Annotated in this window: 12 protein-coding genes and 1 pseudogene; 8 read left to right on the forward strand and 5 right to left on the reverse strand. The window is 74.7% G+C overall.

Features of this window, described 5'->3' with window-relative positions:
* The first annotated feature begins 45 nt into the window (after positions 1-45).
* Complete coding sequence (locus tag CO540_RS23720) at positions 46-1,503, forward strand: M1 family metallopeptidase (RefSeq protein ID WP_099163689.1); 1,458 nt, start codon at positions 46-48, stop codon at positions 1,501-1,503.
* Between the two features lie 3 nt (positions 1,504-1,506).
* Here the strand turns inward: CO540_RS23720 and CO540_RS23725 are convergent, their stop codons facing one another.
* Positions 1,507-2,607 (reverse strand): LCP family protein, encoded by a 1,101-nt coding sequence (locus tag CO540_RS23725; RefSeq protein WP_099163690.1) that lies wholly within the window; start codon positions 2,605-2,607, stop codon positions 1,507-1,509.
* Between the two features lie 144 nt (positions 2,608-2,751).
* On the opposite strand from CO540_RS23725, the gene CO540_RS23730 reads away from it, so the two are divergent.
* On the forward strand, positions 2,752-4,434 hold the full coding sequence (locus CO540_RS23730; protein ID WP_099163691.1) for an FAD-dependent oxidoreductase: 1,683 nt from the start codon (positions 2,752-2,754) through the stop codon (positions 4,432-4,434).
* Between the two features lie 119 nt (positions 4,435-4,553).
* A complete protein-coding gene (guaA, locus tag CO540_RS23735) occupies positions 4,554-6,110 on the forward strand; it encodes a glutamine-hydrolyzing GMP synthase (protein WP_091570365.1) in 1,557 nt (518 codons plus the stop codon).
* A gap of 7 nt (positions 6,111-6,117) precedes the next feature.
* On the opposite strand, the gene CO540_RS23740 is transcribed toward guaA, so the two are convergent.
* Entirely contained in the window at positions 6,118-6,429 is a 312-nt protein-coding gene (locus CO540_RS23740; protein WP_099163692.1) for a PspC domain-containing protein, read from the reverse strand.
* Between the two features lie 144 nt (positions 6,430-6,573).
* Here CO540_RS23740 and CO540_RS23745 point away from each other — a divergent pair, with 144 nt between their 5' ends.
* From CO540_RS23745 to CO540_RS23755, 3 genes are all read left to right on the forward strand, one after another.
* Entirely contained in the window at positions 6,574-7,521 is a 948-nt protein-coding gene (locus tag CO540_RS23745) for an NUDIX hydrolase (protein ID WP_099163693.1), read from the forward strand.
* 127 nt (positions 7,522-7,648) lie between these two features.
* Positions 7,649-8,560 (forward strand): NUDIX hydrolase, encoded by a 912-nt coding sequence (locus tag CO540_RS23750; protein ID WP_099163694.1) that lies wholly within the window; start codon positions 7,649-7,651, stop codon positions 8,558-8,560.
* 346 nt (positions 8,561-8,906) lie between these two features.
* Complete coding sequence (locus CO540_RS23755; protein WP_091570384.1) at positions 8,907-9,812, forward strand: phosphatidylcholine/phosphatidylserine synthase; 906 nt, start codon at positions 8,907-8,909, stop codon at positions 9,810-9,812.
* 64 nt (positions 9,813-9,876) lie between these two features.
* Here CO540_RS23755 and CO540_RS23760 read toward each other — a convergent pair whose 3' ends face one another.
* The 3 genes and pseudogenes from CO540_RS23760 to CO540_RS23770 form a co-directional block, all read right to left on the reverse strand.
* Positions 9,877-11,124: a phosphatidylserine decarboxylase gene (locus tag CO540_RS23760; RefSeq protein WP_099163695.1), complete on the reverse strand. Its 1,248-nt coding sequence runs from the start codon at positions 11,122-11,124 to the stop codon at positions 9,877-9,879.
* A 497-nt stretch (positions 11,125-11,621) separates the two neighbouring features.
* Positions 11,622-11,840 (reverse strand): annotated as a pseudogene (locus CO540_RS31390) (hypothetical protein); the annotation flags it as partial.
* A complete protein-coding gene (locus tag CO540_RS23770; RefSeq protein WP_099163697.1) occupies positions 11,837-13,672 on the reverse strand; it encodes a PspC domain-containing protein in 1,836 nt (611 codons plus the stop codon). The pseudogene CO540_RS31390 and the gene CO540_RS23770, both read right to left, overlap by 4 nt.
* 245 nt (positions 13,673-13,917) lie before the next feature.
* Between CO540_RS23770 and CO540_RS23775 the strand changes: the two genes are divergently transcribed.
* Together CO540_RS23775 and CO540_RS23780 are read left to right on the forward strand one after the other, a co-directional pair.
* The gene (locus tag CO540_RS23775) at positions 13,918-15,099 is read left to right on the forward strand and encodes an ATP-binding protein (RefSeq protein ID WP_245666550.1); all 1,182 of its coding nucleotides are present in this window, start codon (positions 13,918-13,920) and stop codon (positions 15,097-15,099) included.
* Between the two features lie 2 nt (positions 15,100-15,101).
* Positions 15,102-15,779, forward strand: a complete 678-nt coding sequence (locus CO540_RS23780) for a response regulator transcription factor (protein WP_099164908.1) — start codon at positions 15,102-15,104, stop codon at positions 15,777-15,779.
* Positions 15,780-15,805 lie beyond the last annotated feature (26 nt).

Below are 15,805 nucleotides of genomic sequence, written 5' to 3' on the forward strand. Positions count from 1 at the left end.
CCCGCGGGCGGGGCCGCCGTTCGGACCCCGGGAGGGATCGAGATCATGGCGCGGCGCGGCGGACGACGAGGGCTCGGGCTGCTGGCCTGTGGGACGCTGCTGCTGGCCGGCTGCGGATCGCCCGAGGCGGACCGGAGCGCCGCGGCCCCGACCGCGCCCGAGCCGTCGGCCACGCGCCGCTTCGCGCCCGGGTCGCCCGGCGCCGGCGACCCCTACTTCCCGGGGTACGGCAACGGGGGCTACGACGTCGCGCACTACACCGTGAAGGTGCGCTACGACCCGGACACCGACAAGCTCACCGGCACCACCACGGTGCGGGCCACCGCCACCGCCGACCTGTCCACGTTCAACCTGGACCTGGCCGGGCTGACCGTCCGTTCGGTCACCGTCGACGGCGCCGCCGCCCGGCACGCCCGCGACGACGACGAGCTGGTCGTCACGCCCGCCACCGGCCTGACCTCCGGCAACGGTTTCGTGGCCGAGATCCGGTACGACGGTCGGCCGGAGGCGCTGCGCAACGAGGTGCTCGGCGAGGGCGGCTGGCTGCACACCGCGGACGGGGCGATCGCGCTCGGCCAGCCGGAGTCGGCGAGCACCTGGTACCCGGTGAACGACCACCCGTCGGACAAGGCCACCTACGACCTGGAGATCACCGTTCCCAAAGGGCTGACGGCGGTCGGCAACGGCGTGCCGAAGGGGCGGACGACCACCGGTGGCTGGACCACCTGGCGCTGGTCGGAGGGCTCGCCGATGGCGAGCTACCTGACCACTGTGGTGATCGGGAAGTTCCGCGTCACCACCGGGCAGCACAAGGGACGGCCGGTCTACAGCGCGGTCACCACCCGGGTGGCCGAGGGCGCGCCGGACCGGTCGATCGCCCGTACCGTCGAGGTCGCCGACTACCTGGAGAGCCTCTTCGGGCCGTACCCGTTCGACGCGTACGGCGGTGTGGTGGTGGCCGACGACCGGATCCGCTACGCGCTGGAGACGCAGAGCCGCCCGGTCTACTCCGCCGGCTTCTTCCGGCAGGGCGACAACACCGACGTGGTCGCGCACGAGCTGGCCCACCAGTGGTACGGCGACAGCGTGTCGCTCCAGCGCTGGCAGGACATCTGGCTCAACGAGGGGCTGGCCACGTACGCCGAGTGGCTGTGGGCCGAGCACAGCGGCTCCTCGACCGTCCAGCGCACGTTCGAGCAGCAGTACGCCAACGCCCCCGGCCAGGTCTGGCGGACGCCGCCGGGCAAGCCGGGGGTGGAGAACCTGTTCGGCCGCTCGGTCTACGACCGGGGTGGGATGACCGTGCACGCGTTGCGGGTGGCGGTGGGCGACACCGCGTTCTTCGCCATCCTGCGCACCTGGGCGGCCGAGCGGCGGAACGGCAACGGCACCACCGCCGACTTCGTGGCGCTGGCCGAGCGGGTGTCGGGCAAGAAGCTCGGCAAGGTGTTCGACGCCTGGCTGTACGGGACGGAGCGGCCGGCCGCCCCGAAGCCGTTGTAGCGGCTAGGTCTTGACGCGCAGCGTCGGGTGGGCGGCCAGGAACGCCTCGGCCCGCCCGCCGCGCAGCGCGGTGAGGAAGTCCCGGCCCAGCGGCCGGAGCTGCTCGCCCCGGTAGGCGCCGCCGCTGCCCACGCCGGCGCCGGGGAGCGCGACCAGGGTGAGGCGCTCCGCCGGCAGGCCACCGAGGGCGTACGCGAAGTCGACCAGCTTCCGCCCGCCCCCGACGTACACCAGGGTCTTCCCGAGCGCGGCGACGATCTGCTCGACGCGCTGCGGGTCGCGGGCGGTGCCCTGCTCGACGAGCTTGCGGGCGAGCGACCGGAGCAGTTGCTGCTGGTGCCGCTGGCGGGTGTAGTCGCCGCCGGCGGTGTAGCGCTGCCGCGCGTAGTCGAGCGCCTGCCAGCCGGTCAGGTGCCGGGTGCCCTTCTCGTAGACCATCTGCGGGCCGGTGTAGCCGCCGCCGCCCAGCGGCCGCATCGTCCCGTCCGGCCGGCGGTGCCGGGAGGCGACCCGCTGGTCGACGTAGAGGTCGACCCCGCCGAGCGTGTCCACCAGCTTGTCGAAGCCGCCGAAGGTGATCACCGCGCCGGCGTCGATGCGCAGCCCGGTGTAGCGGGAGACGGTGGTGCGCAGCAGCTCGTACCCCTGCGCGGTGCTGGGGTGCCGCTTGTCGCCCGGCACCCGGCTGCCGTAGCTCATCGCGTGGGTGAGCTTGGTCCGGCCGCCCGGGTAGCGGGCCTTGGGAAAGGCGGGGATGTCGACCACCAGGTCGCGGGGGAGCGAGAACAGGTACGCCTGGCCCAGCCCGGCGGGCACGTGCAGCACCAGCACGGCGTCGGCGTGCGGCTCCCAGCCGGGGATGCTGACCCGGGTGTCGACCCCGACGAGCATCAGGTTGAGCGGCCCGGTCAGGTCGGCGCCGGGCGGCGGGGTCGGACTGGCGGTGGTCGGGGCCGGGGTGGGTGACGCCGGCGCCGAGGTGACCGGCGCGGCGGCCCGGTCGGGGGAGCGGTGCGCCACCAGCCGGGTGGTCACCACCGCCCCGGCGGCGACCAGCAGCACCGCCACCAGGGCGGCCAGGCCCAGCAGGCGTCGTCTCGTCACGGTCTCGTCCTCTCCCCGTCGTATTCGACGCCTCGGGGGGTGCCAGCGGTTGCAGCGGCGGGAATCCCAGCGGTCGAAGCGCTCTGCATGATCTGCGAAAAACTCTTGCTGGCGCCATAGCTACCCGTCGGTAATGATGCGTTCATGCGCTACGACGTGGTCGTCATCGGATCGGGCTTCGGCGGCAGCGTCACCGCGCTCCGGCTGGCCGAGAAGGGTTACTCGGTCGGCGTGCTGGAGGCCGGCCGACGCTTCGCCGACGAGGAGTTCCCCCGCACCTCCTGGCAGGCGCGGCGGTTCCTCTGGGCGCCGAAGCTGGGTTGTTTCGGGCTCCAGCGGATCACCCTGCTCCGCTCCGCCGACCGCAGGAGCGGCGGCGGCGTGCTGGTGCTCTCCGGCGCCGGGGTGGGCGGCGGCTCGCTCGTCTACGCGAACACGCTCTACGAACCGCTCGACGCGTTCTACGCCGACCCGCAGTGGCGCGACATCACCGACTGGCGCGACGAGCTGGCCCGCCACTACGACCAGGCGAAGCGGATGCTCGGCGTCACCACGTACCCGATCGTCACCGGCGCGGACCGGGCGATGCGGGCGGTGGCCGAGCGGATGGGGGTGGCGCACACGTTCCACCCCACCCCGGTCGGCGTGCACATCGGCCGCCCCGGCCAGCGCGTGCCCGACCCGTACTTCGGCGGCGTCGGCCCCGACCGCACCGGGTGCAGCCACTGCGGCTCGTGCATGACCGGTTGTCGGCACGGCGCCAAGAACACGCTGGTCAAGAACTACCTCTGGCTGGCCGAGCGGCTCGGCGCGCAGGTGCACCCGCTGACCACGGTCACCGCCGTCCGGCCGGACCCGGCGGGCGGTTACACGGTGCACACCGAGCGCACCGGAGCCTGGCTGCGCAAGCGACGCGCGGTGATCCACGCCGACCAGGTGGTCTTCGCGGCCGGCGCGCTGGGCACCCAGCGGCTGCTGCACGAGATGCGGGCCACCGGCGCGCTGCCGGCGCTCTCACCCCGGCTCGGCGAGCTGACCCGGACCAACTCCGAGGCCATCCTCGGCGCCTCGGTGGCCTCCGGCCCGGCCCGGCGGCGCGGCCTGGACTTCTCCGAGGGGGTGGCGATCACCAGCTCGTTCCACCCCGACCCGCAGACCCACATCGAGCCGGTCCGCTACGGCAAGGGCTCCAACGCCATGGGCCTGTTCCAGTCGCTGCTGGTCGACGGCGGCCCGCGCCGGGTCCGGCGCTGGCTGGGCAGCATCGTCCGGCAGCCGGGGCTGGCGGCGCGGATGCTGTCCGTCCGCGGCTGGTCCGAGCGCACCGTCATCGCGCTGGTCATGCAGTCGGTCGACAACTCGCTGACCACCCGCTACCGGCGGGGCCGGCTGGTCTCCGGGCCCGGCCACGGCGCGCCCAACCCGACCTGGATCCCGGCCGGGAACGAGGCGGTCCGGATGCTCGCCGAGGAGATCGACGGCACCCCGGGCGGCGCGGTCACCGAGCCGTTCAACGTCCCGATGACCGCGCACATCCTCGGCGGCGCGGTGATCGGCGCCACCCCGGACGACGGCGTGGTGGACCCGTGGCACCGGGTGTACGGCCACCCGGGGCTGCACGTGGTGGACGGCGCCGCGGTCTCGGCGAACCTGGGCGTCAACCCGTCGCTGACGATCACCGCCCAGGCCGAGCGGGCCATGTCGTTCTGGCCCAACAAGGGCGAGGCGGACCCGCGGCCGGCGCTCGGCTCGGCGTACGCCCGGCTCGACCCGGTGCCACCGCGCAACCCGGCGGTCCCGGCCCACGCCCCCGCCGCGCTGCGGTGAAAGGAAGGGCCCCCTCTTAACGCCTCCGGTAGAGGCGGGGCCCCTTCTTAACACCCTGGGAGCGACGCGCCGCCGGGGCGCGTCCGCCGGGCCGGTGACTGTCGGTAGGCTTTGCGCACATGAGCACGCCTCGCCCCGTCCTCGTGGTGGACTTCGGAGCCCAGTACGCCCAGCTCATCGCGCGCCGCGTCCGCGAGGCGAGGGTCTACTCGGAGATCGTCCCGCATTCCATGCCGGTGTCCGAGATGCTGGCGAAGAACCCGGCCGCGATCATCCTGTCCGGCGGCCCGTCCAGCGTCTACGCCCCGGACGCCCCGCAGATCGACGCCGGCATGTTCGACACCGACGTGCCGGTCTTCGGCATCTGCTACGGCTTCCAGGCGATGGCCCAGGCGCTCGGCGGCACGGTCGCGCGGACCGGCAACCGCGAGTACGGCGGCACCCCGCTGCGCCCGCGCCTGACCGAGCCCGGCGTGCTGTTGCGGGACCTGCCGGCCGACCTGCCGGTGTGGATGAGCCACGGCGACTGCGTGACCGAGGCCCCGGAGGGCTTCACCGTCACCGCCGAGTCGGCGGGCGCACCGGTCGCCGCGTTCGAGGACCTGGCCGGCCGCCGGGCCGGCGTGCAGTTCCACCCCGAGGTGGGGCACACCGCGCACGGGCAGGAGATGCTGACCCGCTTCCTCTACGACATCGCCGGCGTCGCGCCGACCTGGACGCCCGAGAACATCATCGACGAGCAGGTCGCCCGGATCCGCGAGCAGATCGGCGACAAGGAGGTCATCTGCGGCCTCTCCGGCGGCGTCGACTCGGCGGTCGCCGCGGCGCTGGTCCACCGGGCCGTGGGCGACCAGCTCACCTGCGTGTTCGTCGACCACGGGCTGCTGCGGGCCGGTGAGGCCGAGCAGGTGGAGAAGGACTACGTCGCGGCGACCGGCATCAAGCTCAAGGTGGTCGACGCGCGGGAGCGGTTCCTCGGCGCGCTCGCCGGGGTGACCGATCCGGAACAGAAGCGCAAGATCATCGGCCGGGAGTTCATCCGGGTCTTCGAGGCCGCCGCCCGGGAGATCGCCGCCCACGGCGACGTCGAGTTCCTGGTGCAGGGCACCCTCTACCCGGACGTGGTGGAGTCCGGCGGTGGTACCGGCACCGCCAACATCAAGAGCCACCACAACGTCGGCGGCCTGCCCGAGGACCTGAAGTTCTCCCTGGTCGAGCCGTTGCGCACGCTGTTCAAGGACGAGGTCCGCACGATCGGCCTGGAGCTGGGGCTGCCCGAGGCGATGGTGTGGCGGCACCCGTTCCCCGGCCCGGGCCTGGCCATCCGGATCATCGGCGCGGTCGACGAGGAGCGCCTCGCCGTGCTCCGCCGGGCCGACCTGATCGCCCGGCAGGAGCTGACCGCGGCCGGCCTGGACCGGGGCGTCTGGCAGTTCCCGGTGGTGTTGCTGGCCGACGTCCGCAGCGTCGGGGTGCAGGGCGACGGGCGCACCTACGGCCATCCGGTGGTGCTGCGCCCGGTCTCCAGCGAGGACGCGATGACCGCCGACTGGTCCCGGCTGCCCTACGACGTGGTGGCCCGGATCTCCACCCGGATCACCAACGAGGTCGCCGAGGTCAACCGCGTGGTCCTGGACGTGACCAGCAAGCCGCCGGGCACCATCGAGTGGGAGTGACGCCCGTTCAGGCGGCGGGCGGCGGCCCGGCCTGCGGCCCCGCCGGCGGGACCGGCGGCCAGCCGGGCGCGGTGCCCGGCGGGTGCGGCCAGGCGGGCGCGCCGGCCGGCTCCTCGGGCATCAGGAACCACATCACCGGGTACGCGAGCGCGGCCAGCCCGCCGGTGAGCACGGTGGCGGTCGCGAAGACCACCCGGACCAGGGTGGGGTCGAGCGCGAAGTAGCGGCCGAGGCCGCTGGCCACACCGGCGATCATGCGGTCGCTGACCGGCCGGCGGAGCTGCTTGTACGGGGCCTGGGAGGGGTTCGTGGAGGTCATGTCTCCACGGTCCCGCGCCGGTCGGCGGGCGACCTCGGTGACCGCCCGGACGCCTACCCTGATCCGTCCCTGAGGCGCCAGCGGAGAGTCAGGAATCTGACTCTTTTCGATGGAGGTAACCCGGGCCGGGGAGAATTTGCTCCCGTGACCACCTCGCTGGAGCCGCTGCGCAGGATCGCGGCATACGCAGTTTGTGCTGATTCAAACGGCCGAGTGTTGCTGGTCCGCGCATCGGAGCGCTCCGGCACCCCCGGCACCTGGTCGCTCCCCGGAGGAGCGGTCGACCACGGTGAGGACCCGAAGCACACGGTCGTACGGGAGACCGCGGCCGAGACCGGGCTCTCGGTGGCCGTCGCCACGCTCCAGGACGTGCTCGCCGACATGCGGGCGCTGCCCGAGCGGCGCATCACGATCCACACCGACCGGCTGCTCTACACCGTGTCGGTCCGGGGCGGGACGCTGACCGAGCGGGTCGACCGCCCCACCGACCTGGCCCGCTGGTTCACCCTCGACGAGGCCCGGGAGCTGCCGCTGCGGTCGTTCACCGCACGCGCGCTGGGCCTGCCCACCTCCACCGACGACATCGTGCCGGAAGAGGTCCCCGAGTTTCCCTCGTTCTACGCCGTCCCCGGCCCCGACGGGCTGCACCGGGCGCAGCGCTTCGCCGCGTACGCCGTGGTCACCGACCCGGAGGAGCGGGTGCTGCTGACCCGGGTGTCCGACGGCTACCCGGGCGCCGGCTGCTGGCACCTGCCCGGCGGCGGCACCGACTACGGCGAGCAGCCGGGCGCCGCGCTGATCCGGGAGCTGGTCGAGGAGACCGGGCAGACCGGCCGCCTGGTCGAGCTGCTCGGGGTGGCCAGCCACCGCGACGCCGCCTCGCTCGGCCCCGAGGGCTACCCGATCGACTGGCACGGCGTGCGCGCCTTCTACCGGGTGGTGGTCGACCAGCCCGCGCCGCCTACCGTCACGGACGTCGGCGGCTCGACCTGCGAGGCCCGCTGGTTCCGTCGGGAGGAGCTCGGCGCCCTCCCCACCGACCGCCTCACCGAGGTCACGGCCGAAGCGGTCCAGGCCGCCCACCTTCTCTGACCCCACCCCGGCCCGTACCCACGGGCCCCACCCCGGCGATCATGAAGTTGACGGCGCGAGATGTCCGTCTCGGTACCGCTAACCTCATGATCGACGGAGTGGTACGGCCGGACGGGGTGGGTGCGGGGTGCGGGAAGAGCGGCGGGTCGGGGCGTACGGGGTGCTGCGAGGCTCCGACGGACGGGTGCTGTTGGCGCGCGGGGCGGCCGGATGCCCCTGTCCGGGGGTGTGGCAACTGCCCGGCGGCGGGGTCGAGCACGCGGAGCACCCGGCCGACGCCGTGGTACGCGAGTTCGCCGAGGAGACCGGGCTGAGCGTGGTGGTCGCCGGGATCCGGGCCGCCGTCGCCGACGTGTCCGTCTTCCGGGACGAGGGCGTCGCGCTGCACACCGACCGGCTGATCTTCGACGTCGAGGCCCGGGGCGGTCGGCTGCGTCCCGAACCGGGCGGCGGCACCGACGAGGTGGGCTGGCACACCCCCGGGGAGGCCGCGACCCGGCCGTTGATGCCGTTCACCGCCGAGCTGCTCGGCCTGCCGGTGACGCCGCTGCCGGCCGACCTGCCCCGGGCCCGGCCCGCCGAGCCGGCCGGTCCGACCACCGACCGCCGGCAGCGTTTCGCCGCGTACGGGCTGGTCACCGATCCGACCGACCGGGTGCTGCTCACCATGATCGCGGACGGCTACCCGGGCGCCGGGCGGTGGCACCTGCCCGGTGGTGGCACCGACCACGGTGAGCAGCCGGCCGCCGGGCTGCTGCGGGAACTGGTCGAGGAGGCCGGGCAGCTGGGGCGGGTGGTCGACCTGCTGGCAGTGGACAACCTGCACAATCCGGGCGCCCTCGGCCCGGAACGCCGCCCACTGGACTGGCACGGCATCCGGGTGATCTACCGGGTACGCGTGGACGCGCCGACCGAGGCGGTGGTGACCGAGCAGGCGGGTGGTTCCACCGCCCGGGCCGCCTGGTTCGCGCCGGCCGAGGTCGCCGCACTACGGATGACCGACGTGGCGGCCCGGGCCACCGGACGGCGAGTGAGCTGAACCGCTCGCCGAGCCGGCCTGGGCCACCTCCGGTACAGTCGGGAGTTGGGATTGGTCGACGAAAACGGGCGTTGAGGCCCGAGATGGGAATAAGTGAGCGGTTCGCGCGGTTAAGGGAGTTATAAGTACCGCCGGCAGCTATCGCCAAGCCCCTATCCCCTGTGCAATGGTGTACTCCGCAAATGGGCTGCCGGGCCCGAAAGGTCCGGCACGAGACAGCCGGACACCCGCCCCGACGTGGGCGGTCAGCCGATCCGGTGATGGAGGAAACGTGCCGAGAGCCCCATGGCGCCGGCGTCGTACGACTGACAGTCCGCGCCCCGCAGGGCGTCGCTGGGCGGGCCGGTTGCGCCGCAGCAGCACGTTCGCCCGCCAGGTGCTGCTGGTCCGGGTGGGCCGCCGTGACGGCGCCCCCGGGACCGACCTGGTCACCCCCGACCACCGCTACGCCGACCGCCAGCGGCTCCGCTACGGCCGGCTCGACGCCGAGATCGAGGCGGTACGCCCGATCAGCCCGGTGCTCGTCCCGGCCGTGCCGGTCGACGAGTCCCCGGCGATGTCCATCCCGCTCCTGCCCGGCGAGCGCACCGCCGCCCGCCGTGCCAAGTTCGCGCTGGTCAACGCCTGCACCCTGAGCAGCCTCATGCTCGGCATGCTGGCCATCTTCCTGGCCATGCAGGGCGAGGTGCGGATCGCCGCCGTCTGCCTGATCGCGTGCGTCGCGTTCGACGGCCTCGACGGCGCCCTGGCCCGCAAGCTCGGCGTGGCCAGCCCGTTCGGCGCGCAGATGGACTCGCTGGCCGACATGTGCTCGTTCGGCCTCGCCGCGCCGGTGGTGGTCTACGCCTCGCTGGCCGGCTCGGTGCCCCCGGCCGCCGCCGCGGTCGCCTGTGCCCTGGTCGCGGCGTGCGCGGCGATCCGGCTCGCCCGCTTCAACGTCTCGCCCAAGGACGGCCGCTTCTTCTGCGGCGTGCCGACCACCATGGCGGCGGCGGTGCTCGCCCTGACCGTGGCGATCGGCGTGCCGGTCTCCGGTCTGGTGATGGTCGCCGGCGTGGCGCTGCTCGCCTTCGCCATGGTGTCGAGCTTCCCCTACGCCAAGCTCGCCCGGCTGCTGAAGCTGCCGCCGTGGCTCTGGCTGGCCCCGGTGGTCGGCGCGCTCGTCGACATCCGGCTCACCTTCGCCCTCGTGGTGGTGGGCTACCTGGTCAGCGGGCCGCTGCTCTGGCTGCACCAGCGCCGGGCCGCCTGACCCGGACCCGTACGACGGAAGGGGCGCCGCGCATCGCGCGGCGCCCCTTCCCGCGTTCTCGCGGTCAGCGCCAGCGGGCGATGACCGTGCTGCCACCGACCACCTTGTCGCCCGGCCCGACCAGCGGGTCCGCGGCGTCGGCCGGCAGGTAGACGTCGGTCCGCGAGCCGAAGCGGATCAGGCCGAAACGCTCGCCCCGGGCCAGCAGCGAGCCGACCGGCGCCCGCTGCACGATCCGGCGGGCGATCAGCCCGGTGCGCTGGGCCACCACCACCGTGCCGTGGTCGGTGTCCAACACCGTGTACGCCGCCACGTTGTGCTCGGCGTCCGGCTTCATGGCGTTGACGAACCCGCCGTCGGCGACGAAGTAGTCGATCACCTTGCCGGCCACCGGCGCGCGGTTGACGTGCACGTCCAGCACCGACAGGAACACCGCGATCCGCAGCCACTCGCCGTCGCCGAAACGCTCGTCCTGCAACCGCTGCACGGAGAGGACCTGGCCGTCCGCGGACGCGACCACCGCCGACGGGTCCTCCGGGACGTCCCGCTCCGGGTCCCGGAAGAACGCGGCCACCGGGGCGGCGGCCAGCGCCGGCAGCAGCCAGAGCCGCGACTTCGGCCGGGCGGCCCGGGCCAGGGCGGCCAGGCCGAGCGTGATGCCGGCGGCGGCCACGCCGTTGGAGTCGATGTGCATCTGCCGGGTCAGCGGCACGCTCGACGGTCGGTACGCCGGCGACAGCGAGGCTGCCAGCGCGGCCGGCGCCGGGGTGAAGCGCAGGTGGTGCACGCGTACCGGCGGGGAGTTGCGCAGCACCACGTCGGTGCGGACGCCGTGCAGCACGCCCTGCCGGTCCAGCTCGGCGCCCGCGCCCTCGGTGCGTAACAGCGGCGCGGCGACGCTCAGCACCGCCCCGTCGGCCAGGTACTTCGACAGCCCGTCGACCGCGGCGCGGGCCTCCTCGGCGGTCCCGGTGAACGGCTCGGCGACGACGACCGCCGCCGCGGCGTCCGCCTCGGCGAGGGCGTCGACGACGCGTACCCGGTCGGCGACCCAGCGGCCCTGGGCCGTCACGTGCTCCCGCAGCGCGGCCGCCGCGGCGCCCTCCGCCGGTACCACGACGAGCCGGTCGCCGGGGAGCAGCGCCTCGATCGCCGCGGCCAGCACCGCGGACTCCGGGGTCGCGCCGACCAGCAGGCCGGCCTTGGGGTCGTTACGCCGGGCGAACTCGCTGACGAGCGTACGGGCGGCGCGCTCGCCGATGCGGACCGCACCGGACGGAGCGGTGACGCGCACGGCGGGGGACTGGGTCATGTCTGACGAGCTCCTGACGAGTGAGAGACGGACGGGGACCGCCTCGGCGGCGGCCGGGGAGCGCCCTGCGTGGTCGGGGTGGCGGGGCCGGCCGGCGGAGGCGGGATCTCCACCGACCAGCATAGGCCGCGTCGTCGCGCCGCCGCACCGGCGCGGTCGGGCCGTCACCCGGCCCGGCCCGCCCGCGATCCGTCGTCGTCACCCGGGTCGAGCGGTGGCAGCTCGCGGGTGGCCGGTTCGGCCCGGCCCGCGGGGCCGCCGGTGCCCAGCTCCTCGGTCGCCGGCTCGGCCGGTGACCGGAGCGGTTCCGGGTCGGCGGGCCGGTCCCCCCACGCCGGGGGTTCCGGGTCGGCGGGCCGGTCCTCCGACGCCGGCGTCGGCACGGCGGTCGTCGCGTCGGTGGGCCACTCGTCGGCCTCCGCGGGCACCGCCCGGCCGCCGGCCGGGACGCCGTCGCGGTACGGCGCGGCCACCGTCGTCTCCGGTCCCTCGGCCGGGCCCGCCTGGTCGGACTGGTCCGCCCGGTCCGGCCCGCGACCCGAGCGCAACGCCCCGACCAGCCCGAGCAGTCCGATCAGGACCAGCCCGCCGGCGAGGAACCAACCGACCGGCGGAACGGCCAGCCCGAGGATCCGGGCCAGCAGCCACCAGAGGGCCAGCCCGAGGAAGACGAGCCCGAAGGCGAACGACACGACGTCGGTGCGGTGGGCCTTCACCGGGTCACCTCCAGGTTTCCGGCGTTCACGTGGACGTAGAGACGCAGCTTGCCGCCGCCGGGGCCGTCCGCGCCGGCGTCGGTGCTCTCCCAGTGGCGGCCGTTGAGCCCGCCGGTGCGCCGGCCGAAGACCGTTGCCTCACCGGCATTGACGTCCGCCACCGTGGTCACGTCCACGTCCGGCGGCACGACCACTGTCGCGTTGCCGAGGTTCACGTCGACGGTCACCTGGACGTCCTGCTCGTCGAAGTCGATGGCGCGCAGGTCGAGCACCGCGTCACCGAGGTTGTTCTCGTACCGGTTGGCCAGGTCGCGCCGGTCGGTGGGGGCCCAGGTGACGTTTCCGTCGATGCCGCGGACCCGGTCGTAGGACTCGGCGACGGTGGCGACGCCGAGCGCCGCCGCCGTGACCAGACCGAGAGCGATCAGCCACCGGGCCCGGCCGAACCAGGTGCCCACGAGCAGCCCGAGGCCGATGGTGGCCAACACCGCGGCGAAGTAGCCGGCCGCGCCGACCGGGAAGACGTCGAGCAGGTCGAGCATCGCCACCAGGCCCAGCGCCAGGAAGATCAGCGAGAACGTGATCGCGCCGAGGGCCGAGCGCTCCTTCGGCCGCTTCGGCGGTCGCGGCGGTCGGACCGGCGCCGGGGAGGGGCGCGATCCGGCGTACGGGCCGTGCGGGGCGAACGGCGGGCGGTAGCCCCCCGGTGGCGGGGGCGCTCCCACCGGAGCCGGCGGTGGCACGGCCGCCGGGTCGCCGAGCGGGCCGCCCGTGGTGGGCGCGACCGGCCACGTCGGGGCCGCGCCGGAGACCGGCGGGGTGACCGCGGGAAGCGCGGCGGTCACCGGCTCGGGCCGGACCGGTCGGGCGCCGGCCGCGGCGGGCCAGCCCGGAGCGGACAACGGCGTGGCCGGGTAGCCCGGCTCGACCGGGGTGGGCGGGAGACCCGACCCGACCGGCGTGGCCGGGTAGCCCGGCGGCTCGGGCCAGGCGGACGGCGCGGGTGGGTAGCCCGGCTCGGCCGGGGTGGCCGGCGGGTAGCCCGGTTCGGGGTGGGCCCCGGTCACCGACGGGCCGGTGGCGGTCGGCGGCGTGCCCTCGACCGGTCCGTGCGACGCGACCGAGGGGGAGGGTCCGCCGGCCCACGGCACGCCCGGGGCGGCGGACCCGGCCCAGGCCCCGGGGGCCGGGCCGGCGGGGGAGGGCGCCGGCCAGGCCACCGGTGGCACCGGACCCGGCGCCGGCCCGGGCGCGGGCGTGCCCGTCCGGCCCGCCGGGTCGCGGGGCTCGCGGTTGAGCAGCAGCGCGCCGCCGACCAGGATCACCGCACCGAGCAGGATGGCCCGGAAGCCGTCGGTGACGACGTAGGCGAAGCCGACCGCGACCACGAGGCCGAGCACGATCACCGTGATCGGGGACATGCTGGAGCGCCCCCGGCCGAGCATCGACTCCACCGGCGAGGCGGTGTCCCCCTCGCCGGGGATGATCAGCCACGCGGCGACGTAGACGAGGATGCCGATGCCGCCGAAGAAGCCGAGCACGGCCAACAGGACGCGCCACAGCACCGGGTCGGTGTTCGTGGCCCGGCCGATGGCCGCGCAGACGCCGGCCAGGTAGCGGCCCTCCCGGGGGCGGACCAGCCCGTACCGGGTGGTGAAGCCGGCCGCACCGGGCGGTGGGGCGTACCCACCGGGTGGTGGATCGGCGAACGGCGCGCCGCCCGGCGGCGGGGTCGCGTCGTCGGCGGCGGATGCCGACCCCGGCGGGGGCGGCGGCGGATCGTCCTGTGCTGCCGCCCAGGGGCGGGGCGGACGGGCAGCGTCCTCGGTCATGACTCCGATACTGCTGCCCCGGCCGCCCGGCCGACCTCAGGACCCGACCCTGACCCCACCCTGAGATCCGCCGATGGTGAATGTCCGGGGCGTCCCCGTGGTCCGGGGCGTTCCCGCCGTGTGACGATCGGGTCGTCGGCGGTCGCCGGCATCTCGCGCCGACCCGGGAGCCTCCCATCAGCAGCACCGTCACGCCCCACCCGCCGCGCCTCTACCGGGCCACCGAGCACCGGTTGGCCGCCGGGGTGGCCGCCGGCATCGCCGACCACCTGGGCATCCCGGTGCTGCGGGTGCGGATGGCGTTCATGGTCCTGCTCGGGCTCAGCGGTCTCGGGCTGCTGCTCTACGCCGCCTTCTGGGCGGTGGTCCCGCCCCGCCCCGGCGACACCGCCGCTCCGCCCCGCCGCGACCTCACCCAACTGCTGCCGTTCGTGGCGATCGGGCTGGGCGTGCTGCTGTTGCAGGTGTTCGCCTTCAACTCGGTGGGCGCCGCCGGGACCGCCGGCTGGCTGGTGGCGATCATCGCGGTCGGCGCCGGCGTCATCTGGCACCAGTCCGGGCCGGAGCGCCGCCGGCAGTGGGGCGACTCGGCCGTGCCCTGGCTGGGCGCCGTGGTGGAGGAGAGCGACCGGCGGGCGTTCGTGCTCCGCTTCATCGGCGGCGGCGTGCTCGTCGCGGTCGGCATCATCGGCGTGGCCGCGGTCTACTCGCCGGCACAGAACTTCGACGCGGTGCTCAACGGCGTCATCTTCGCCCTGGTCGGGCTCGCCGGAGTGGGCGTGGTGACCGGCCCGGTGCTCTGGCGCACCTGGAACCAGCTCCGGTCGGAGCGGGAGGGGCGGATCCGCGAGCAGGAGCGCGCCGAACTGGCCGCCATGGTGCACGACCAGGTGCTGCACACGCTCGCCCTGATCCAGCGCAACGCCGGCGACGTCAAGACGGTGCAGCGGCTGGCCCGGGGCCAGGAACGGTCGTTGCGCAACTGGCTCTACAAGCCGACCGCCTCGCCGACCGAGCGGTTCGCGGCCGCCCTGGAGCAGGCCGCGGCGGAGGTGGAGGACACGTTCGCCATCACCGTGGAGGCGGTGGTGGTCGGTGACCGCGAGACCGACGAGCGGGTCGGGGCGCTGGTCGCCGCCGCCCGGGAGGCGCTGGTCAACGCGGCCCGGCACGCCGGGGTGCAGACCGTGTCGCTCTACGCCGAGGTCGAGCCGGAGCAGGTCAGCGTCTTCGTCCGGGACCGGGGCAAGGGCTTCGACCCGGATACGGTGGAGAATCACCGGCACGGCGTCCGAGGCTCGATCATCGGACGGATGAAGCGGCACGGCGGCCGGGCGGAGATCCGGTCCGAGCCCGGAGAGGGGACCGAGGTCCGGCTGATCCTGCCGATCAGCGGCTCCGGCGCCACCACGGAAAGGGACAGGTGACCATGTCCGAGCAGGAACCGGTCGAGGGCGCGACGCCGCGGGGTCCGCTGCGGGTGTTCCTCGTCGACGACCACGCCATGTTCCGCGCCGGCGTCCGCGCCGAGCTGGGCGCGCGGGTCGACGTGGTGGGCGAGGCCAGTTCGGTGGCCGAGGCGGTGACCCGGATCGCGGCGACCCAGCCGGACGTGGTGCTGCTCGACGTGCACATGCCGGACGGCGGTGGCCGGGCCGTGCTGGAGGCGATGCGGCGGACCCACCCGCAGGTGAAGTTCCTGGCGTTGAGCGTGTCCGACGCCGCCGAGGACGTGATCGGCCTGATCCGGGCGGGTGCCCGGGGCTACGTCACGAAGACCATCTCGCCCGAGGAGCTGACCGACGCGATCCGTCGGGTGGCCGACGGCGACGCCGTGTTCAGCCCGCGGCTGGCCGGGTTCGTGCTGGACGCGTTCGCGTCCCGGCCGGACGCGCCGGTCGCCGATCCCGAGCTGGACCAGCTCACCAACCGGGAGCGCGAGGTGCTCCGGCTGCTCGCCCGGGGCTACGCGTACAAGGAGATCGCCAAGGAGCTGTTCATCTCGATCAAGACGGTCGAGACGCACGTCTCCAACGTGCTGCGCAAGCTCCAGATGTCGAACCGGTACGAGTTGTCCCGCTGGGCCGCCGACCGTCGGCTGGTCTGACCCCGGCCGACCGGGTCACCTCGGCA

The sequence above is a fragment of the Micromonospora sp. WMMA2032 genome (assembly GCF_002688545.1).
In the GTDB taxonomy this organism is placed as follows: Bacteria; Actinomycetota; Actinomycetes; order Mycobacteriales; family Micromonosporaceae; genus Micromonospora; species Micromonospora sediminicola.

Coding starts and splice junctions, on each gene's coding strand:
- CO540_RS23730 (WP_099163691.1), top strand. CDS start 2,752: ATGCGCTACGACGTGGTCGTCATCGGATCGGGCTTCGGCGGCAGCGTC.
- CO540_RS23770 (WP_099163697.1), bottom strand. CDS start 13,672: ATGACCGAGGACGCTGCCCGTCCGCCCCGCCCCTGGGCGGCAGCACAG.
- CO540_RS23780 (WP_099164908.1), top strand. CDS start 15,102: ATGTCCGAGCAGGAACCGGTCGAGGGCGCGACGCCGCGGGGTCCGCTG.
- CO540_RS23760 (WP_099163695.1), bottom strand. CDS start 11,124: ATGACCCAGTCCCCCGCCGTGCGCGTCACCGCTCCGTCCGGTGCGGTC.
- CO540_RS23740 (WP_099163692.1), bottom strand. CDS start 6,429: ATGACCTCCACGAACCCCTCCCAGGCCCCGTACAAGCAGCTCCGCCGG.
- guaA (WP_091570365.1), top strand. CDS start 4,554: ATGAGCACGCCTCGCCCCGTCCTCGTGGTGGACTTCGGAGCCCAGTAC.
- CO540_RS23720 (WP_099163689.1), top strand. CDS start 46: ATGGCGCGGCGCGGCGGACGACGAGGGCTCGGGCTGCTGGCCTGTGGG.